Consider the following 19,227-nt stretch of genomic DNA (forward strand, 5'->3'; position numbering starts at 1 on the left):
GACGCCTCGCCTTCGCTTAAAGCCTTATTTACTCCGCCGGTGTTTAACTCGCCTCGCTGTCTTGTAGCGTTGAGTGAGTAAGTAAGATGCGTTTCGCTGAGCCTGCCCGCTCGCCTGCCGTCTCACGTCTGGCTGTCTGCGCCGCGCTCGCTCTTGCGACCGCCGCGTGCTCCAGCGACGCCAACCGCGTCGACCAGCCGTTCTCCAATCCATTTACGCCGCATGCGGAGACCACGGGTTCGATCGGTGCGCAACCGCAGAACCAAAGCCAGATTCAGAGCCAGCCGCTTCCGCCGGCGCAACCCCATTACCAGCAGCCGGCGCCGCAGCAATATCAGCAGCCCTATCGTCAGCCTGCACCATCCTACCAGTCGCAGCAGCCGCTGCCGCCGCCATCGCGGGCGTCGCATGCGCCCGCATCCGTCCAGCCGGTGGCCTATCATCCGCAGGGGGCCCCGGCAGGCGGCCGCGGCGTGAATCCCTATCAGCCCGCCTATGCGGCGACCGGTCCGGCTCCGCGGCCCGCAGCGCCGCCGCAGGCTCAGAAGCGCTGGGACTGGAATGGCGGTACGCCGATCACGGTGGCGCAGGGCGAGACGCTGGAAACCGTATCGCGCCGCTACGGAGTGCCGGTGCTGGCGATCGCCGAATCAAACGGCATGACCACGGGCACGCCGATCTATCCCGGCCAGCGTCTCGTGATTCCGAAATACAGCTTTTCCGGCGCTCCGGCGGCTCCCGCATCCGCGCCGCGTCAGCCGCAGTTTCCCGCGAGCCCTCTGACCACCGGCAGCGTGCGCCAACCCGTGCCTGCACAGGGCCAGGTGCATACGGTGGCACCGGGCGAGACGCTGTTCAGCATCGCGCGGCGCTATCATGTCGGCCCCGTTGCGCTCGCGCAGGCCAACCGGCTTCCGCCGCATCACAAACTTCGCATGGGCGAGCAGCTCACCATTCCGGGCAGTGTGGCGCGCGCCCAGCCGCCGCGTCCGGATCCGATGGCGCAGCGTCAGCCGCAACAAGCTCCGGCGCCGACGCAGCGCGTGGCGGAGATGCCGGTGCAACAACAGCCTACCGCGCGTGTGATCACCCCGGCCACGGAAGCTCCGTCACCCGTCGAACAGGCGAAAGAGGAAGCGGCCGAACCCGCCTCCGCGAGCCATTCGCCCGGTTTCCGCTGGCCGGTTCGCGGCCGCGTGATCGCGGGCTTCGGCCCGAAGCCGACCGGTCAGCAGAATGATGGCATCAACATCGCGGTGCCGGAAGGCACGCCGGTCAAGGCATCCGACGACGGGGTCGTCGCCTATGCGGGCAACGAATTGAAAGGCTACGGCAATCTGGTTCTGGTGCGGCACGCCAATGGCCACGTGACGGCCTATGCGCATGCGAGCGAGTTGCTGGTGAAGCGCGGCGAAAGCGTGAAGCGCGGGCAGACGATCGCGAAGTCCGGCCAGACCGGCAATGTCTCGTCGCCGCAACTGCATTTCGAGATCCGCAAGGGTGCGACCCCGGTGGACCCGATGCAACACCTTACCGGCGCGTCCTGAGCCGCAGCGAGCGAGCAGGCTTCTCTGCCGGCGCCTTCACGGCAGGAATTTCCAGCCGCACACCCTTTCTGCCGGCGTAATCCTGGACGAATTGCCAGGCCACGCGTCCTGAGCGCGATCCGCGCGTCGTTGACCATTCCAGCGCCTCGCGCCGAAGCTCGTCCGGCTCGGTCGGTATCCCGAAATGGCGGACATAGCCGTCCACCATGGCGAGGAACTCGTCCTGGCTGCATTTGTGGAAGCCGAGCCAGAGTCCGAAGCGGTCGGACAGCGAGACTTTCTCTTCAACGGCTTCGCCCGGATTGATCGCGGTCGAGCGCTCATTCTCCATCATGTCACGCGACATCAGGTGCCGGCGGTTCGAGGTGGCATACAGGATGACGTTTTCGGGTCGGCCCTCAATGCCGCCTTCCAGCACCGCCTTGAGCGATTTGTAGGAGGTGTCATCGCCGTCGAAGGAAAGGTCATCGCAAAACACGATGAAGCGATAGGGCGCCTCGCGCAGCAATGCCATGAGGGCCGGAAGGCTCTCGATATCCTCGCGGTGGATTTCAATCAGCTTCAGGTGTCCGGGTTTGCCGGATGCGGCATTCACGCTCGCATGCGCGGCCTTGACCAGCGACGACTTGCCCATGCCGCGGGCGCCCCAGAGCAACGCATTGTTCGCGGGAAGTCCTTCGGCAAAGCGCTCGGTATTCTCGATCAGGGTGTCGCGCATGCGGTCGATCCCCTTGAGCAGCCCGAGTTCGACGCGGTTGACCCGCTTCACCGGCACGAGTACCGCGCCATCGGCGTGCCAGATGAAGGCATCGGCTGCCTTGAAGCCCGGCTTCGATCTCGGGATCGGTGAGAGCCGTTCCAGCGCATCGGCGATCCGTTCCAGAGTCGCCGGTGAAAGGCTGGCCAGCTTCGGGCTTGCCTGCGCGGCGCGGCGTGGCTTGCCCCCTCTGTCCGGCTTCTTCGCGTTGCGCATGCGGCGGCGCGTCCCTTGCAATGGCCCCTCGAAAGCCTTAGCTGCACCTAAAAAGTCCTGCAAGGCCAGTGATTTGCCCGGCCTTTGCGGCATCTTGGCCGGGGCCCTGCGCGACATTGCAATTGGGGCTGCGACCGCTATAGTCCGCGCCGTTTTGGGCGGCGCACCGTTCGCGCCGAACGACGTGCTCACCTGGTGTGGTGGTCTGGAAGTCCGCTTCGTGGTCGCTGCACGATCTCGCAGCGGATTCGGAGCCAACCCGCATCGGGATGACAGGTTTGCTGGTGTCCTTCGAATCCGAAGTCCGCTCACGAGCAAGCCGCAGGTTCAGGCGGATTTCGGATTCGGGACACCAGAGGCCGTACGATGCTCATTTCGCCCGCTTACGCACAGGCCGCCGGTGGCGACGCCAACTCCATGCTGGTTTCGCTGCTGCCCTTCGTCCTGATCTTCGTGATTATGTATTTCCTGATCCTTCGTCCGCAGCAGAAGCGCGTGAAGCAGCATCAGGAGATGGTCAAGAACGTGCGCCGCGGCGACACCGTCGTGACGTCCGGCGGGCTGATCGGCAAGGTAACGAAGGTCATCGACGACGACCAGCTCGAGGTGGAACTGGCGGAGGGGGTGCGCATTCGCCAGATGCGCCAGATGATCAGCGACGTGCGCGCCAAGGGCGAGCCGGTAAAGGACGAGGGGTGACGGCATTACCGGCGTGAGGGGCGCACCTGATCATTCCGCCATAACGGACAAGGCTGATGCTTTACATTTCGCGCTGGAAGATGCTGGCGATCATCGTGAGCACGCTGATCGTTTGCAGCTTCGCGATTCCGAACTTCTTTCCGAAGGACGAAGTCGAGACATGGCCTAAATGGGCGCAGCGCCATATGGTTCTGGGTCTCGACCTGCAGGGCGGCTCGCACATCCTGCTCGAAGTGGATTCCGCCGCGGTTCGCAAGGAAAAGATCGAGACACTGCGTGACGACGTGCGGCGCGTGGTGCGCGAGAACAAGCTCGGCAGTCCGGCCGCGGCGACGATCCGCGGCAACACCGTTGAATTTCGCATTCGTGAAGGCGTTGATCCAAAGCTTGCGCTGCAAAAGCTCCAGGAACTGTCGCAGCCGCTCGGCGGCCTGTTGCAGGCGACCGGTCAGCGCAGCGTCGACGTGGTCGACGCCGGCGGCGGTCTCTTTCGTCTGACCGTCACCGAGCCAGCCTTGCTCGAACGAATCCGCCAGTCGGTGGATCAGTCAATCCAGATCATCGAACGACGCGTCAACGAACTCGGCACCGTGGAGCCCTCGATCGCGCGTCAGGGTGCCGACCGGATATTGGTGCAGGTGCCGGGGTTGCAGGACCCGCAGCGCCTGAAAGACTTGCTGGGCAAGACTGCGAAGCTGACCTTCCGCATGGTCGACATGACCACGACCCCGGAACAGGCCGAAACCGGCAAGCTGCCGGCCGATTCCGAACTTCTGCGGGGCAGCAAGTCGGAGAATGCCCAGCCCTATGTGATCGAGAAGCGCGTCGTCGTGTCGGGCGAAGATCTTGTCGATGCGCAGCCCGGATTCGATCAGCGCACCAGCGAGCCCGTCGTCAATTTCCGCTTCAACAACAACGGCGCGCGTCGCTTCGCCGAGGCCACCCAGGTCAATGTCGGGCGACCCTTCGCGATCGTGCTCGACAACGAGGTGATCTCGGCGCCGGTAATCCGCGAGCCGATCATCGGTGGTTCGGGCCAGATCTCCGGCAATTTTTCCGTCGAATCCGCCAATGACCTGGCTATCCTTCTGCGTGCGGGCGCATTGCCGGCGCCGCTGACCATCATCGAGGAGCGCACCGTCGGTCCCGGCCTCGGGCAGGACTCGATCGACAACGGAGTGCGGGCGGCCTGGATCGGCTCGCTCGCGGTCGTCATCTTCATGTTTGCGACCTACGGGCTGTTCGGACTGTTTGCCAACATCGCTGTCGCCATCAACGTTGCGATGATCTTCGGCATATTGTCGCTGCTCAACGCCACGCTGACGCTGCCCGGCATCGCCGGTATCGTGCTGACCGTCGGTATCGCGGTCGATTCCAACGTGCTGATCTACGAGCGCATCCGGGAAGAGGTGAGGGCGGGGCGCTCCGCGCTCAATGCGCTCGACGCCGGCTTTACGCGCGCGCTGGCGACCATCCTGGATTCCAACATCACGACCTTCATCGCCGCCGCCGTGCTGTTCTATATCGGAACCGGCCCGGTACGCGGCTTTGCGGTGACACTCGGTATCGGCATTCTGACGACCGTTTTCACCGCTTTCACCCTGACCCGATTGATGGTGGCCCTGTGGGTGCGCTGGTGGCGCCCCCGCACCGTCCCGATCTGAGATTTAGAGAAACCCTGTGCGCATCCCACTTCTCCGTATCGTTCCCGACGATACCAAGTTCGATTTCATGCGCTTCCGGCGCATCAGCTTTCCGATCTCGGCCGTGCTGTCGATCGCCGCGATCCTGCTGTTCTTTTTCAACGGGCTCAATCTTGGTGTCGATTTCGTTGGCGGCACCCTGATCGAGGTGCAGTCCAAGGCCGGACCCGCGGATATTGCCAAGATGCGTGCCAACGTGGCCGCGCTCAATCTTGGCGAGGCGCAGCTTCAGCAATTCGGTGCGGCGACGGATGTTCTGATCCGCATTCCGCAGCAGCCGGGCGGTGAAGTGGCGCAGCAGCAGGCGGCGCAGAAGGTGCGGGCGGCGCTGGGCAACGACGTCGAGGTCCGGCGCATCGAAGTGGTGGGCCCGCGCGTTTCGACCGAGCTGCTGGCCTACGGCATTTTCGGGCTGTTGCTCGCAGTGTGCGGTATCTTCATCTATCTCTGGTTCCGGTTCGAATGGCAGTTCGCGCTCGGCGCGATGATCGCGAACGTGCACGACCTCGTGCTGACCATCGGCTTTCTGTCCCTGATGCAGATCGATTTCGATCTGAACGGGATCGCCGCGCTGATGACCATTCTTGGCTATTCGCTGAACGACACCGTGGTGATCTACGATCGTATCCGCGAGATGCTGCGGCGCTACAAGAAGATGTCGATTGCGGACTTGCTCAATATCTCGGTCAATTCGACATTGTCGCGTTCCGTCATCACCCATGTCACGGTGACCCTTGCCTTGCTCGCGTTGTTCTTCTTCGGCGGCCACGCCATCCATGCCTTTACCGCGACCATGCTGTTCGGCGTGGTGCTGGTTGGGACCTATACCTCGATCTTCATCGCGGCACCGGTCCTGATCTATCTCGGGGTCGGCCTCGGCCGGCAGGAAGCCGACGAGCCGGCGCCGGAAAATTTCGAGCCGGAGAGCGAGGCCAAGGTGGGGGCTGGAGCCAAGGCGGTTGCCGCCAAGCCGGGTGCGGCGAAGCCTGCCCGCGCCAAGCGCTGAGTTGGACGGGCGGGGCAAGACGCCGCATTATCCGCGGCTGGCGCCGATCGACTCCTATGGGCGCGGCGGGTTCCGCTTCGCGGGCATGTCTCATCGTGGCTCCCTGCTGCTGCTGCCAAGCGGAATCTGGGCATGGCCGGTGACCGAGCCGTCCGCAATTACCGCCGAAACGCTTGCCGCCGTCATGTCGGATGCAGACCGGATCGGTCTGTTGCTGATCGGGACCGGGGTCGCGCGGTCGCCGCTTCCTGATGAACTGATGCGACGCCTGGCCGCGCACGGGATTTCAGTGGAAACCAGCCGTACCGGACAGGCCGCCAATACCTACAATATCCTTCTGGAAGAAGGCCGCCGCGTCGCCGCCGCTCTGATTGCCGTCGACTGAGTTTCTCACACGGTCAAAAGCGCATGATGGCCGAGACCGACTATTGCGAGGCACTGGTCCGGGAGACCGACAAGGACCGGTATCTCGCGACCTTGTTCGCGCCGGCTGCGAGGCGCCCGGACCTGTTCGCGCTCTACGCCTTCGATCTTGAAACCGCATCGGTGGCCCATCGTGTTCGTGACCCGGTGGCAGGCGAGGTCCGGTTGCAATGGTGGCACGACGCGATCTCGTCGGAACAGGAGGGCCCGATCGGCCATCCCGTCGCCGACGCGGTGACGCGGCTGCTGCGCGATCATGGGATTGCGAACAGCGTTGCGCTCGAACTGATCGATGCGCGGCGCCGCGGCCTCTATCCGGACAAGTGTGTCGGCGAGGCCGAGTTCGAATTGTCGGCATCGGAAACGTCCGGTGCGATCTTCGGCGTCGCAGCCCATGTGCTTGCCGGTCCGCCGGGCGAGCCAACGCGGCTTGCGGCGCATCATGCCGGTGTTGCGACGGCAGCGGCGCAAATTGCACCGGACGCGCTTGCCGTTGACGTGGCGGCGTTGACGAGACGACACCGCGATGCGGTCCGGTCGTTGATCCCGAACCTGCCCGCTCCGGTGCTTCCGGCTTTTCTGCCGCTCACCCTCGCGGTGGATGGCCGTTCCTCTTTGCCGCAATGGCGGAGGCAATGGGTGCTTTGGCGCGCGTCGAAGAATCTGGCGGGTTGGGTTTAGAACGCGAACCGGTCGCGCAAGTTCTGCCGGCCGGCGACAATGCGGGCGACCACCTCCTTCTCGGACTCGCTCCCCAGCAGCGAGTCGATCAGATCGATCTGGTTCATCGCCACGAGTTGCAGGATATCGGTGCGAATTTCGCCGCCGCCATTGCGCGGCAGCCGCTCGACCACCTGCAGCCGTTCGGGCGCCACGACGCTGCCGCCGCCCTCGGCGAGGAAACGCACCAGATCCCCTTCGATCAGTCTTTCTCCCTCGACAAACGCATAGAGGCCCGTGCCGGTGCGACGATCCGGGAACGCGACAATGACCGCATCGCGAACCCCGTCATGCTGCTTGAGCCTCGCCGTCAGCAGCGGTGCGTCGTTGACGAAGCGCGGCCCGGAGCCTTCGCGGTCGGTGAAATTCAAAAGCCCACGTGTGATCCAGTAATAGACCTTCTTTCCGGTCGCCATCCAGATGCGCGTCGGAAGGGTCTTGCGGGACAGGATGCGCTTCTCGGTGGCGGTGAGGAAGGACGAGGCATAGCGCCGCTTGTGCTTGAGCATGTGCCGCAAGTCTTCATAGGCAGCCATGCGAAAGAACGGTCCGCGTCGCGTGAAGCGGGTCGCAAGCTGGAAGTCCGTGAGCGAGGCATAGCCGGTCGGCGTGCGCAGCCAGTTCTGCTCCTTGGCGAGGTCGTTATGAGTCAGGCCTTCGCGGTGAATGGCGCGCAGGGCACGGCGGGCGGAGCGAAAGAAATTCAGGTCTCCTTCGGGCCGCGCGAGTTGCAGCGGCAGCCCCTCGATCCAGCCGCGTACCAGGACCTCGCGCCCAAGATACAGCAGAGGAGGCGCAATTCCGATCGAGCCAGCGATCGCCAGCCCCCGTGCCTCGCGTTTGAGGAAATGGCGGGCCATCCGGTAGCTCCACCAGGGCACCACATCGATGCGACGCAGCACCGCTTCGATTTCGCCATTCGGGGTGACAAAGGTCCCGCGCTCGACGGTGGAGAACACGTCGCGCTTGAGAACGAGGCGTCCGCGGAAGCGGCCGGTCAGTTCAGTGGGCGTGGTATCGAGATCGGTCATCGGTCAGGAACATGTTGCGCCGGGCTTCCACCACGCGGTCAGGCTGCGGCCGTGGCAGGACGCTCGCACGCCCAGGCCTCGAGGTCGGACAATGCGCGGGTGGTCAGCGCGCGCTTTTTCGCAAGCGCCTTGGCGGTGCCGCGCAGACGCTCGCCGGAGTCGGATCGGCTGGGGGTCTGCGTCAGCGGCGGAAACAGTCCGAAATTGATGTTCATCGGCTGGAAGCTGCGCGGACCGGCATCGATGGTCTCGATATGGCCGCCGGTAATGTGCGCGAGCAGCGCGCCATGCGCAGTTGCGGGCGGCGGCACCGAGGGCGTCCGGCCAAGCCGCTCGGCGGCGGCAAACCGGCCGGCCAGCAGGCCCATGGCGGCGGATTCGACATAGCCCTCGCACCCCGTGATCTGGCCCGCGAAGCGCAGCCTGGGCATGGCACGCAGGCGCAAATGCGGATCGAGCAGCGCGGGCGAATTCAGATAGGTATTGCGATGAAGCCCACCGAGCCGCGCGAATTCCGCGCGCTCCAGACCGGGGATGGTGCGAAACAGCCGCACCTGCTCACTGTGCTTCAGCTTGGTCTGGAACCCCACCATGTTGAACAGGGTGCCCAGCCTGTTGTCCTGCCGAAGCTGCACAACCGCATAAGGCTTGCGGTCCGGCCTGTGAGGATTGGTCAGTCCGAACGGCTTCATCGGCCCGTGCCGCAATGTTTCGCGCCCGCGTTCCGCCATCACCTCGATCGGCAGGCAGCCGTCGAAATACGGCGTGGATGCTTCCCACTCGTGAAACGAGACCTTGTCCCCTGCAAGCAGCCCATCGATGAAGGCATCGTACTGCAAGCGGTCAAGGGGGCAATTCAGATAGTCGGCGCCCGAACCGCCGGGTCCGGCCTTGTCGTAGCGCGATTGAAGCCATGCCACCGCCATGTCAATGGAGTCCCGATGCACGATCGGGGCGATGGCATCGAAAAAGGCGAGAGATCGTTCGCCGGTGACATTGCGGATCGCGTCGGCAAGGCCAGGCGAGGTGAGTGGGCCGGTCGCGATGACCACGCTGTCCCAGGCATCCGGCGGCAATCCGTCGACCTCGCCACGCTCTACCGTGATCAGGGGATGCCCGGTGATCGCATCCGTGACGGCGGCGGAGAAACCGGTTCGGTCCACGGCGAGCGCGCCGCCTGCGGGCACCTGGTTGGCGTCGGCAACACCCATGATCAGCGATCCCAGCCGGCGCATTTCCTCGTGCAGAAGACCGATGGCGCTGGTGTCACGATCATCGGATCGAAACGAATTGGAGCAGACCAGTTCCGCGAGACCGTCGCCCTGATGCGCCGCAGTTCCGCGGACTGGCCGCATCTCATGCAGGACTACGGGTACGCCCAGCGTCGCCGCCTGCCACGCGGCCTCGCAGCCGGCCAGGCCGCCGCCGACGATGTGGATGGGGTTCGCACGCGACATCGCGCCTCCCTAGGGGAAGCCAAGCGCCACCGCAATCCCGCATCTGAAAACGAAAACGCCCGCATGGTGCGGGCGCTGTCGAGTGCTTTGAGCCGGTTTCAATCAGGCCGTGCGTTCGGCACTTTCCCAAGCGATCCGCGGGATATCCGAACGGCTGATGCCAATATCGGCCAACTCGCGGTCACCGAGGCGGGACAGCTCCTGCAGGCTGGTCCCGTAGGCGCGCCACTGGCGCAGAAAGCGGAAGAAATGTGCGAGCAGCATGGTAGTCATCCCTTTGAAAGATCAGAAAGATCACGTCTGATTCCTGGAGGGAAAATAGGCGCTGATGGTGCGGTGCAACAGATTTTATGTTGCGATGCAGCTATGCAGCTTTCGCATGTTGGCGGTCATAATCCGTTAAAGATTCCGACGGATTTGCGCATGTTCGGGGAAATTGCAGCAAAAACGGGCGCTTCCGGGCTCACATTTTTGCATGGGTCCGGAGGACGACGGCAAGCCTGGGCTAGCGTGGACGGACACCCGGTTTGCCACTCGGTGGAAACAGAAACTCGACGCCGCCGGCCTCAAGCGCCGCCTGAAGCGGGCCGAGAGACTCCTCCCGTCCCGGGGGCGGACCGTCCTTCTCTTCCAGCCGGCGAATGGTCGAACTCGACACCGCCGCAGCGATCGCCAATTCCCGCACCGACCAGTTCAAAACACCGCGACCCGCGCGCAATTGAGCTCCGGTCAGTACCGCATGGTCCGCGCCGCTTGCCGCAGGCCAGACCTTCAGATCGTGAATGTCCGATGAGAGGCCGACCCATTCCCGTATCGCCCCCGTCTCGAGCATGATCGGGGCCGCGCGCGACATCATCCAGCGGTAATTGCCGTCTGGCTGCCTGATCCGATGCTCGGTCTGGTAGTCCCGTTTGCTGGCCAGCGCCGCGGCCCAGGCCTGCACCGTCGCCTCGCGGTCGTCCGGATGCACGAGATCGATCCAGCGCGATCCGAGCAGATCGGCGGGATTTTCGCCGCGCAGTTCGCGCCAGTTGCGGACATCGAGAATCTTGCCGTCGGCGTCCGCGGTCCACACGAATGCGTTGGTCGCAATGACAAGAGCGCGGAATCGGGACTCGGCCGCTTCGCGTGCAAGTGCCATTTCGCGCTGGGTGGTGACGTCGAGCACCACGCCGAATGCACGGGTCGGCTTGCCGGTCTTGTCGAGGCGCACTTCGGTTCGACTGGAGAGCCAGCGCAGCTTTCCGTTGGGCTGGATGATCCGCAATTCCCGGTCGAGCGGCAGCCCTTCACCGACAATCCGGTCGAATTCTCCTGCCGGCCGGCGATCGTCCGGATGCATCAACCGGACGATGGCCTCATAGGACGGCTCGATCGAGCCGGGGGCGACGCCCAGCAGGTCATAAAAGCCGTCCGACCACGCCATCTGGCCGGTTGCGAAATCCAGGCTCCAGACACCGGCGTTGCTCTTCTTTTCGAGGAAGCTGAGGGTTTCCTGTCTGCCGGACTCATCGAGCATCAGCACCATGGGACCCTCCTGGGTTTGGCAGGTCTGGTCGAGGCGAAATTTCCGGTTCCTGCAGGCTATCACGCAAAAATTTGTGTATGCAATCGGGAAGCAAAGAAAATTCTCAGATGGAGTTGGGGCTTGTGCCTCTCCTCGCGCCCGGAGGGTGACCCCAGTGGTGTACGAGGACGCAGATTTGCAGCGAGGTTCCGGATGACCGACGTGAAGGCTTTGTTTTTCGATGTGTTCGGGACAGTCGTAGATTGGCGCACCGGAATTGCACGCGAGACGGAATGCTTGCTGTCGCCGCTTGGCTACCGTCTCGACTGGCTTGCTTTCGCGGATGCCTGGCGCGCGGAGTATCAGCCTTCCATGGAAGAAGTGCGGGCGGCCCGCATCCGTTTCGTCAAACTCGATGCCCTGCACCGGCGCAATCTGGACCGGATCAGGCCGCGCTTCGGGTTGTCCGGTCTGAGCGAGGATGTGTGTCGCCAGCTGAACACTGCATGGCACCGCCTGCCGGCCTGGGACGATGTTGGGCAAGGACTCGCAATTCTGCGCGAACGCTTCCTGCTCGCACCGGTGTCGAACGGAAATATCGGGCTGATGGTGCGTCTCGCCCGGTACAACGGCTTTCCGTGGGATGCCGTTCTCGGTGCCGAGATTGCAGGCGACTACAAGCCGAAGCCGCACGTGTATCAAGCAGCCTGCGCGGCGCTCGACCTCCCTGCGGACCAATGCATGATGGTGGCCGCCCATAGTTCGGACCTCGCCGCTGCGGCGGCCTGCGGGTTGCGGACCGCGCATGTCGCGCGCCCGGAGGAATACGGATCCGGTGGCGGGGAAGAATATCCGACCGTGCCGGTCGACCTGGCTGCGCGCGACTTCATCGATCTCGGGCGCAAGCTTGCGTGACCCCGCCCCTCAGTTCGATCGCTCAATGTTGGTCGGCCGGTCGGGCGTGTCATCGCAGTTTGCATGCAATGTTGCTTGGCGATGCATCCGTTACTTATTTGGCGATGCGTTCGGCCAGCGCCTTCAGCCGGTCCTTGATTTGCGGATCGGAGACCTGATCGCCGATCTCCAGCGTCATCTCGCCGAGTTTCTCGCGCATCTCCTTAGGCAATACGTCGGCAACCTTTGGAGCAAGGGCGTCCAGTGGCTCGAGCCGCGCACGTTGCCATTCGCCGGTAATGCCTTCGGTGCTGAAGGTGCTCAGAGCGCCCGCCACGGTCTGCGCTATTCCTCCCGCGACCTGCACGAACCCGGCCTGGAATTTGCGATTGGCGCGCTCCTTTTCAGACGCCGTATCCAGTTTCGAGCGCACCGCCTCCAGCATGAAGCCGGCAAGCGCGATCTGGAAATCGACGAACCGACCGTACTCGTCCTGGAATTCCGCGATATTTCTTGCAATCCGGTCCGCAATTTTTGGGTTCCGCGCCGCGGCGAGATTCCGCGTGCCGGTTCCGGCCAGCATATAGACGAGGCCGACCCGGTCGGCATTGGCGAGCCATTGCGTGATGCGCGGCAAGTCGGAAAATTCAGGCGATGTCGCGGCGCTGGTGTCGAACACGGTGCCGAGCAGTGCATCGACCTTGGGATCGGACTGGCGCGGCGGCTTGCCGGTTCGGGCCGAATTGCCGGCCAGCTTGACGAAATCCGCCGCCGCTTTCTGGGCCGCCGCGAGCTTCGCTCGATCCATCTCGGCTGGAGCCGCGGTGACGGTCAGGATCAGGGCGGCGGTGATGGCGAGGGCGGAGAGGGCGGGACGCATCCGGGCTCCTTGCATGGAATCGGGGCAGGCTCGCGGCGATTCCGGCATGACCCGATGACGGCCGCATCCGTTGCTTGCGCGAACGTGGCTCTGCTATAGCTCGGTTCTGGAAAAATCCCACACGGAGCCAAGGACATGTCGGTCGATGCTGCGACCGTCCGCCGGATTGCCCATCTGTCGCGAATTGCGGTCGCGGAGGGCGAGGTCGAGCATCTGCGCGGCGAACTCAACGCCATCCTCGCCTTCGTCGAGCAACTCGCCGAGGTGGATGTCGAGGGCGTGGAGCCCATGACTTCGGTGACTCCGATGACGATGAAGAAGCGGGCAGACAAGGTCACCGATGGCGGCATCACCGACGACATTCTGCGGAATGCGCCGCTCGCTGAAGGTCCGTATTTTGCTGTTCCGAAGGTTGTCGAGTGATGTGCCTCGCTTGTGAAGAAGCCGACATGTACTACCGCTGGCAGTTGATCCAGCAAATCGCCAAGGGCGAGATGCCGGAGGGCCACAGCGAGGACGATCTGCGGCTGATGGGATTGCCCTTGCCGGGCGAGATCGAGGTGGTGGAAGAGCCGGACGGCACCAAAGTGATCCGGCAGAAGGCGCCCGCGCCGAAGTCCGAGGGTTTTGTCTGCGACAGTCCCGACGCATGAGCGATCTCACGACCCTCACGATTGCTGCGGCGCGTGACGGGCTCAGACAGAAGAGCTTCAGCGCAGCCGAACTGACCGAGGCGCATATCGCCGCGATCGAGAAGGCGCGGGCGCTCAATGCTTATGTGCTGGAAACACCGGACCATGCACGCGCGCGCGCGAAGGAGGCCGATGCCCGCATCGCGTCCGGAGATGCCGGCCCCCTCGAAGGCATCCCGGTTGGCGTGAAGGATCTGTTCTGCACCCGGGATGTGCGCACCACGGCGTGCTCGAACATCCTCGCCAATTTCAATCCGCCCTATGAGTCGACCGTGACCGCGCAGCTATGGCGCGATGGCGCCGTGATGCTCGGCAAGACCAACAACGACGAATTCGCCATGGGCTCGTCGAACGAGACCTCGGCCTTTGGTGCGGTGACGTCGCCATGGCGGCGGGCCGGCTCGAACACGCCGCTGGTGCCGGGTGGATCGTCCGGCGGTTCGGCCGCGGCCGTTGCCGCACGGCTCTGTCTGGGTGCGACCGGCACCGATACCGGCGGCTCGATCCGTCAGCCGGCCGCCTTCACCGGCATTGTCGGGATCAAGCCGACCTACGGACGATGCTCGCGGTGGGGCGTGGTCGCGTTTGCCTCATCGCTCGATCAGGCCGGACCGTTCACCCGCACCGTGCGCGACAATGCGATCCTGCTTCGCTCCATGGCCGGACATGACCCGAAGGATACGACCAGTGCCGATCTGCCGGTGCCGGATTACGAAGCGGCGGTCGGCAGGTCCGCGAAGGGCATGAAGATCGGCATTCCCAGGGAATACCGCCTCGCCGGCATGCCGCCGGAGATCGAGAAGCTGTGGGAGCAGGGGGCCGCCTGGTTGAAGAATGCCGGCGCCGAGATGGTGGATATCTCACTGCCGCATACCAAATACGCGCTGCCGGCCTATTACATCGTGGCGCCGGCGGAAGCTTCGTCCAATCTCGCGCGCTATGATGGCGTGCGTTACGGCCTGCGCGAGCAGGGCCGCGACGTCACCGCCATGTATGAGGCGACCCGCGCCGCGGGCTTCGGCGCCGAGGTGCGCCGCCGCGTCATGATCGGCACCTACGTGCTGTCGGCTGGCTATTACGATGCGTATTACCTGCGCGCGCAGAAGGTTCGAACGCTGATCAAGCGGGACTTCGAGACGGTGTTCGCTGCGGGCGTCGATGCGATCCTGACGCCCGCCACGCCGTCGGCCGCTTTCGGCATCGGCGAAAAGGCCGGCGGCGATCCGATCGAGATGTATCTCAACGATGTGTTCACGGTGACGGTGAACATGGCGGGCCTCCCGGGCATCGCGGTGCCGGCGGGATTGTCGGCCGAAGGGCTGCCGCTCGGTCTCCAGGTGATCGGCCGGCCGTTCGACGAGGAAACGCTGTTTTCCCTCGGCGAGGTGCTCGAACAGGCGGCCGGGCTTTATCCGGTCGAGGCGTGGTGGTGATAAAGTTGTAATAAAGGTATTGAAAGCTGTAGTTGGTGCAGATATTGTCGGCGAACCTTCAGGGGTCGAGCCGATGGGTAAGTATGAAGCGCTCGGGCAATTCCTGCTCAAGCAAACAAACAGCCTTGTGCCGATGACGTTCAAGGAGATCGAGCGGATTATCGGTCAAAAGCTGCCGCAGTCGCAGCGCTACCCGGCGTGGTGGAGCAACAATCCTTCGAACAACCCAATGACCCAGGTCTGGCTCGACGCCGGATTCAACACCGAGCAGGTCGATATCGGAGGCGGCAAGGTCGTGTTCCGGAGGGTTGTGCAATCAGCGTCGAGCGAGCCCAAGTCGGATTTGCATCCGCTGATTGGCTGCATGGCCGGAACGGTGACCATTCCGCCCGGTGTCGATTTGACCGAGTCGGACCCTGACTGGTCGGACTACATCGACAAGACACATGGCCCGGGCGCAACTTGATTGTGGCGCTTCTGATCGATACCTGCGCGATGATTTTCGTCGCGCAAGGCGACAGCGATGCCAAACGAGCCATTGAAATCGTTCAGGGCGCTCATCAATCCGGCGAGACGCTGCTCATCTCTCCGATCTCGGCGTGGGAAATCGGGCTGCTGAACGCAAAAGGCCGGCTGAAGCTATCGCAGCCGCCGGGCCGCTGGTTTGACAATGTCGTTGCCAAGGGCAAATTGACGTTGGCCGCACTTACACCCGGCGTTCTCGTGGCTTCGTCATTTCTGCCGGAATGTGACCTGCGCGACCCCGCGGACAGGATCATTGCTGCGACAGCCCGCGAATTTGACTACACCGTTCTGACGCGCGACCGGCTTCTGCTGGGATATGCCGGCAGCGGACATATGCGGGCCATCGGTTGCTGATCACACTGCGTCGCTACGGACCTTTCCATGAATGCACCTGCGAAATCTTCGAATCTGATCCGCGGCACGACCGGCGACTGGGAGGTCGTGATCGGCATGGAAGTGCATGCGCAGGTGACGTCGGAGTCGAAGCTGTTCTCCGGCGCCTCCACCGCCTTCGGCGGCGAACCCAATTCGCATGTGTCGCTGGTCGATGCGGCGATGCCGGGTATGCTCCCCGTCATCAACGAGGAATGCGTGCGGCAGGCGATCCGCACCGGGCTTGGGCTGAAGGCTGCGATCAACAACCGGTCGGTGTTCGACCGGAAGAACTATTTCTATCCCGATCTGCCGCAGGGCTACCAGATCAGCCAGTACAAGTCGCCGATCGTGGGCGAGGGTGTGGTCGCTGTCGACCTGCCGGACGGCGGCGGCATCGATGTCGGCATCGAGCGCGTCCATCTGGAGCAGGATGCGGGCAAGAGCATCCACGATCAGCATCCGACCTTGTCGCTGGTCGATCTCAACCGCTCCGGCGTTGCCCTGATGGAGATCGTGTCGAAGCCGGACATCCGCTCGTCGGAACAGGCCAAGGCTTACGTGAGCAAGCTGCGGTCGATCCTGCGCTATCTCGGCACCTGCGACGGAGACATGGAGAAGGGCAGCCTCCGCGCCGATGTGAACGTGTCGGTGCGGCGTCCTGGCGAGCCGCTCGGCACCCGTTGCGAAATCAAGAACGTCAATTCGATCCGCTTCATCGGCCAGGCGATCGAATATGAGGCGCGCCGCCAGATCGAGATTATCGAGGATGGCGGTACGATTGTGCAGGAAACGCGGCTATTCGATCCGGGCAAGGGCGAGACACGTTCGATGCGCTCCAAGGAAGAGGCGCACGATTACCGCTATTTCCCGGATCCCGATCTGCTTCCGCTTGAGTTCGACGACGCCTATGTCGATGCGCTCAAGGCAAAACTTCCGGAATTGCCGGACGAGAAGAAGGCGCGGTTCGTTTCCGGTTACGGGCTCCAGGCCTATGACGCCGGTGTGCTGATCGCGGAACGGGAAACCGCCGACTATTTCGAGGCCGTCGCAAGCGGACGCGACCCCAAGTCCGCCGCGAACTGGGTGATCAACGAACTTGCCGGACGTCTCAACAAGGAAGGCAGGGACATCGGTTCCTCACCGGTCACGGCGTCGCAACTTGGTTCGATCCTCGATCTGATTGCGCAGAGGGTCATTTCCGGCAAGATCGCCAAGGACCTGTTCGAGATCGTTTGGGCCGAGGGCGGCGATCCGCGCGAGATCGTCGAGGCGCGCGGCATGAAACAGGTCACCGACACGGCTGCGATCGAGCAAGTGGTCGACGCAATCGTCGCCGCGAACCCCGACAAGGTTGCGGATGCGAAGACCAATCCGAAAGCGATCGGCTGGTTCGTCGGTCAGGTGATGAAGTCGTCTGGCGGCAAGGCCAATCCGCAGACCGTGAACGACATCCTGAAGGCGAAGCTCGGCCTCTGACCGACCGATTGCGTGCGTGAAGCCTGTCCGCACATTCGCTCGACGCCTCACACCATGCACGCGCGGCATTTGCCGCAAGGTCTCGTCCCGATTTGAAGCAGTGCAATCCAGTTCGCGCGGCAGCCGGCAGCGTCATGGAACACGTGAGACGCATTTCTTGCGCGTCGAACGTCCCGGTGCGGTGTCGCATCGGTTCCGCAGACCGTCATTCGACGCGTCGCGATGACGGTGTCGACTTCACCACATTGCGAATCGTCGCGACCGATTCGCGCGATTCGCGATCCAATTCGGCATCGACGCAGGTGTTTTCGGTCTGATCCTAAAAAAAATTTTTTGATCCTGGCAACGCCAACAAGCTTGACACTGCAACCGCTGAGATTGCGCGCGTCGTGACCGCGATGGCGACAAGAGACATCTGAATTGTCATTCGCTGCACGATCGAATCGGCCTTATTTTATCGAGACAACTCGAACATCGTCGGCGCGCGCGCGAAGTGATGTCTTGCATTGCTTTACCGACGAAACATCTGGTGCTCACACCACGCAGCCGGCATCGTTCGATGCATGCAAGGACACGTGCGAGTACACGTTTCGTTAAGTGGAGTCGCTGTTTCTTGCATTCTGGTGTAATCGGATTGCCGTGCCTGTCGATTCGCGACGGCACATTTTCGATAGCGCCATCTCTAACTTGGAGGGCACAATGGCGAAACGTAAGAAGGCTGCGGCGAAGAAGGCCGCGAAGAAGACGAAGCGCGCCAAGAAGCGGAAGTAGGCACGCGCCGTTTTCAAGCCACGTTACGGAGCCGGCGAGGTCGGTACGCGCGATCATCATCGTGCGAGACATCGCCGGCTTCCAGTAACGACGGAGGGCGTCGGCGAGACAATCTGTTAGGTCTCTCCGACGCCCTCGGTCTGTCTGGGGTAGGGATGAGCGAGCGATTCCGGTTCGCGGCCTGTGACGCCTCGGAATGATACGATGGACGCAACGGATCGTCCGTTGCCCCGTGAAGCGCTTCAGCCTGCCTTCGGCTTCAGCCGCGTATTGCAGGCGCTCCAGAATTTCGGCCAGGTCATCCCCTTTTCGGTCTTGCCGGCCTTTTTCGCTTCGCGCCACTCTGCCCCGCATTGCTTCAGGCGCTCGCGTTGCGCCGTGCGGCCTGCGGCGGCTTTCGCCTTCTTCTCCGCGCGCTGCTTCTTGGCCGCTTCGCGTTTGGCCTTTCGCTCTTCGGACTTCGCCTTGCGCTCGGCCGAGCGTTTCGCCCTGGCATCATCCTTGTCGCTCGCCTCCTTGGGGGTCGCTTCCTTGGCGGGCGTCTCCTTGGCGGGCGGTGTCTGCGCCAGTGCGCGAGGCCCGTCCAGCCCGGTCAGTGCCAGCGCTGCCGCGAACGTCCCGGCCATCATGACCTTGCTCATCACGACCTTGCTCATCGCTTCGCTCCCTTCCACGATTATGCGTGTATTGATGCGAGACTATGCGCTGGCAGCGGGCTGGTCCATATCGTGGACACGGTTGCGGCTGCCGTAATGCCGGCATAGGTGACCATGACCGATGGAGCGTGAGGAGACGGGACGATGGCGCGGAAGCCGGCCAGGGCAAAATCACCATCTGCAAAGGCGAGGGCGAAGCGGCCGGGCAAGGGGCAGGCCGCCGCGAAGCGGGGCACCGCCCGACAAACAAAGACGCGAACAATCAAGGCGCCTGCGGCGAAGCGCCAGCAGCCAATCGAACTGCATTACTGGCCGACGCCGAATGGCTGGAAAATCTCCATCATGCTGGAGGAGTGCCGGCTTCCTTACATTATGAAGCCGGTCAACATCTCGACCGGCGACCAGTTCAAGCCGGAATTCCTTGCGATCTCTCCAAACAACCGCATGCCGGCGATCGTC

General features: G+C 63.3%; 20 protein-coding genes and 1 pseudogene. 14 read left to right on the forward strand and 7 right to left on the reverse strand.

The genetic code is table 11. From position 1 onward, the window contains the following. Positions 1 to 86: 86 nt before the first annotated feature. Complete coding sequence (locus AB7F49_RS24610) at positions 87 to 1,547, forward strand: peptidoglycan DD-metalloendopeptidase family protein (RefSeq protein ID WP_428527285.1); 1,461 nt, start codon at positions 87 to 89, stop codon at positions 1,545 to 1,547. Here the strand turns inward: AB7F49_RS24610 and AB7F49_RS24615 are convergent. After that, positions 1,531 to 2,520: an ATP-binding protein gene (locus AB7F49_RS24615; protein ID WP_428527287.1), complete on the reverse strand. Its 990-nt coding sequence runs from the start codon at positions 2,518 to 2,520 to the stop codon at positions 1,531 to 1,533. The two genes, AB7F49_RS24610 and AB7F49_RS24615, sit on opposite strands and share 17 nt — an antisense overlap. Positions 2,521 to 2,886: 366 nt before the next feature. Here AB7F49_RS24615 and yajC point away from each other — a divergent pair, with 366 nt between their 5' ends. The 5 genes from yajC to AB7F49_RS24640 all read left to right on the forward strand — a co-directional run bounded on the left by yajC (position 2,887) and on the right by AB7F49_RS24640 (position 7,032). Beyond that, positions 2,887 to 3,219, forward strand: a complete 333-nt coding sequence (gene yajC / locus AB7F49_RS24620; RefSeq protein WP_428527289.1) for a preprotein translocase subunit YajC — start codon at positions 2,887 to 2,889, stop codon at positions 3,217 to 3,219. Positions 3,220 to 3,275: 56 nt separating this feature from the next. Further along, positions 3,276 to 4,883: a protein translocase subunit SecD gene (secD, locus tag AB7F49_RS24625; protein WP_428527291.1), complete on the forward strand. Its 1,608-nt coding sequence runs from the start codon at positions 3,276 to 3,278 to the stop codon at positions 4,881 to 4,883. A 67-nt stretch (positions 4,884 to 4,950) separates the two neighbouring features. After that, positions 4,951 to 5,928 (forward strand): protein translocase subunit SecF, encoded by a 978-nt coding sequence (gene secF / locus AB7F49_RS24630; protein WP_428527321.1) that lies wholly within the window; start codon positions 4,951 to 4,953, stop codon positions 5,926 to 5,928. A 1-nt stretch (position 5,929) separates the two neighbouring features. Further along, entirely contained in the window at positions 5,930 to 6,313 is a 384-nt protein-coding gene (locus AB7F49_RS24635) for an Mth938-like domain-containing protein (RefSeq protein ID WP_428527293.1), read from the forward strand. Positions 6,314 to 6,336: 23 nt separating this feature from the next. Further along, entirely contained in the window at positions 6,337 to 7,032 is a 696-nt protein-coding gene (locus AB7F49_RS24640; RefSeq protein WP_428527295.1) for a phytoene/squalene synthase family protein, read from the forward strand. Here AB7F49_RS24640 and AB7F49_RS24645 read toward each other — a convergent pair. The 4 genes from AB7F49_RS24645 to AB7F49_RS24660 all read right to left on the reverse strand — a co-directional run bounded on the left by AB7F49_RS24645 (position 7,029) and on the right by AB7F49_RS24660 (position 11,087). Continuing rightward, the gene (locus tag AB7F49_RS24645) at positions 7,029 to 8,102 is read right to left on the reverse strand and encodes an AMP-binding enzyme (protein ID WP_428527297.1); all 1,074 of its coding nucleotides are present in this window, start codon (positions 8,100 to 8,102) and stop codon (positions 7,029 to 7,031) included. The genes AB7F49_RS24640 and AB7F49_RS24645 overlap by 4 nt on opposite strands. Before the next feature lie 38 nt (positions 8,103 to 8,140). Continuing rightward, entirely contained in the window at positions 8,141 to 9,559 is a 1,419-nt protein-coding gene (trmFO, locus tag AB7F49_RS24650; protein ID WP_428527299.1) for a methylenetetrahydrofolate--tRNA-(uracil(54)-C(5))-methyltransferase (FADH(2)-oxidizing) TrmFO, read from the reverse strand. A 102-nt stretch (positions 9,560 to 9,661) separates the two neighbouring features. Continuing rightward, positions 9,662 to 9,823, reverse strand: a complete 162-nt coding sequence (locus AB7F49_RS24655; protein ID WP_428527301.1) for a DUF1127 domain-containing protein — start codon at positions 9,821 to 9,823, stop codon at positions 9,662 to 9,664. A gap of 241 nt (positions 9,824 to 10,064) precedes the next feature. Further along, positions 10,065 to 11,087, reverse strand: a complete 1,023-nt coding sequence (locus AB7F49_RS24660) for a PAS domain-containing protein (protein ID WP_428527303.1) — start codon at positions 11,085 to 11,087, stop codon at positions 10,065 to 10,067. Positions 11,088 to 11,279: 192 nt separating this feature from the next. On the opposite strand from AB7F49_RS24660, the gene AB7F49_RS24665 reads away from it, so the two are divergent. After that, positions 11,280 to 11,981: a haloacid dehalogenase type II gene (locus AB7F49_RS24665; protein WP_428527305.1), complete on the forward strand. Its 702-nt coding sequence runs from the start codon at positions 11,280 to 11,282 to the stop codon at positions 11,979 to 11,981. Positions 11,982 to 12,075: 94 nt separating this feature from the next. Here the strand turns inward: AB7F49_RS24665 and AB7F49_RS24670 are convergent, their stop codons facing one another. Next, positions 12,076 to 12,840: a hypothetical protein gene (locus AB7F49_RS24670; RefSeq protein WP_428527307.1), complete on the reverse strand. Its 765-nt coding sequence runs from the start codon at positions 12,838 to 12,840 to the stop codon at positions 12,076 to 12,078. A gap of 135 nt (positions 12,841 to 12,975) precedes the next feature. Here AB7F49_RS24670 and gatC point away from each other — a divergent pair, with 135 nt between their 5' ends. The 6 genes from gatC to gatB are packed head-to-tail and all read left to right on the forward strand — an operon-like array spanning position 12,976 to position 17,341. Beyond that, a complete protein-coding gene (gatC, locus tag AB7F49_RS24675; RefSeq protein ID WP_428527309.1) occupies positions 12,976 to 13,263 on the forward strand; it encodes an Asp-tRNA(Asn)/Glu-tRNA(Gln) amidotransferase subunit GatC in 288 nt (95 codons plus the stop codon). A gap of 26 nt (positions 13,264 to 13,289) precedes the next feature. Next, positions 13,290 to 13,493, forward strand: a complete 204-nt coding sequence (locus tag AB7F49_RS24680) for a hypothetical protein (RefSeq protein ID WP_428527311.1) — start codon at positions 13,290 to 13,292, stop codon at positions 13,491 to 13,493. Beyond that, positions 13,490 to 14,965, forward strand: a complete 1,476-nt coding sequence (gene gatA / locus AB7F49_RS24685; protein ID WP_428527313.1) for an Asp-tRNA(Asn)/Glu-tRNA(Gln) amidotransferase subunit GatA — start codon at positions 13,490 to 13,492, stop codon at positions 14,963 to 14,965. The genes AB7F49_RS24680 and gatA overlap by 4 nt, the downstream gene beginning before the upstream one ends. Before the next feature lie 19 nt (positions 14,966 to 14,984). Beyond that, the gene (locus AB7F49_RS24690; RefSeq protein WP_428527315.1) at positions 14,985 to 15,431 is read left to right on the forward strand and encodes a DUF7662 domain-containing protein; all 447 of its coding nucleotides are present in this window, start codon (positions 14,985 to 14,987) and stop codon (positions 15,429 to 15,431) included. A gap of 2 nt (positions 15,432 to 15,433) precedes the next feature. After that, positions 15,434 to 15,844 (forward strand): type II toxin-antitoxin system VapC family toxin, encoded by a 411-nt coding sequence (locus tag AB7F49_RS24695; protein ID WP_428527323.1) that lies wholly within the window; start codon positions 15,434 to 15,436, stop codon positions 15,842 to 15,844. A 27-nt stretch (positions 15,845 to 15,871) separates the two neighbouring features. Further along, entirely contained in the window at positions 15,872 to 17,341 is a 1,470-nt protein-coding gene (gene gatB, locus AB7F49_RS24700; protein WP_428527317.1) for an Asp-tRNA(Asn)/Glu-tRNA(Gln) amidotransferase subunit GatB, read from the forward strand. Positions 17,342 to 18,354: 1,013 nt separating this feature from the next. Here gatB and AB7F49_RS24705 read toward each other — a convergent pair. Next, a complete protein-coding gene (locus tag AB7F49_RS24705) occupies positions 18,355 to 18,768 on the reverse strand; it encodes a hypothetical protein (protein ID WP_428527319.1) in 414 nt (137 codons plus the stop codon). A 144-nt stretch (positions 18,769 to 18,912) separates the two neighbouring features. Between AB7F49_RS24705 and AB7F49_RS24710 the strand changes: the two are divergent. Next, positions 18,913 to 19,227 (forward strand): annotated as a pseudogene (locus AB7F49_RS24710) (hypothetical protein); the annotation flags it as partial.

Origin of the sequence: Pseudorhodoplanes sp., from assembly GCF_050250235.1 — a bacterium.
Classification (GTDB): Bacteria; Pseudomonadota; Alphaproteobacteria; order Rhizobiales; family Xanthobacteraceae; genus Pseudorhodoplanes.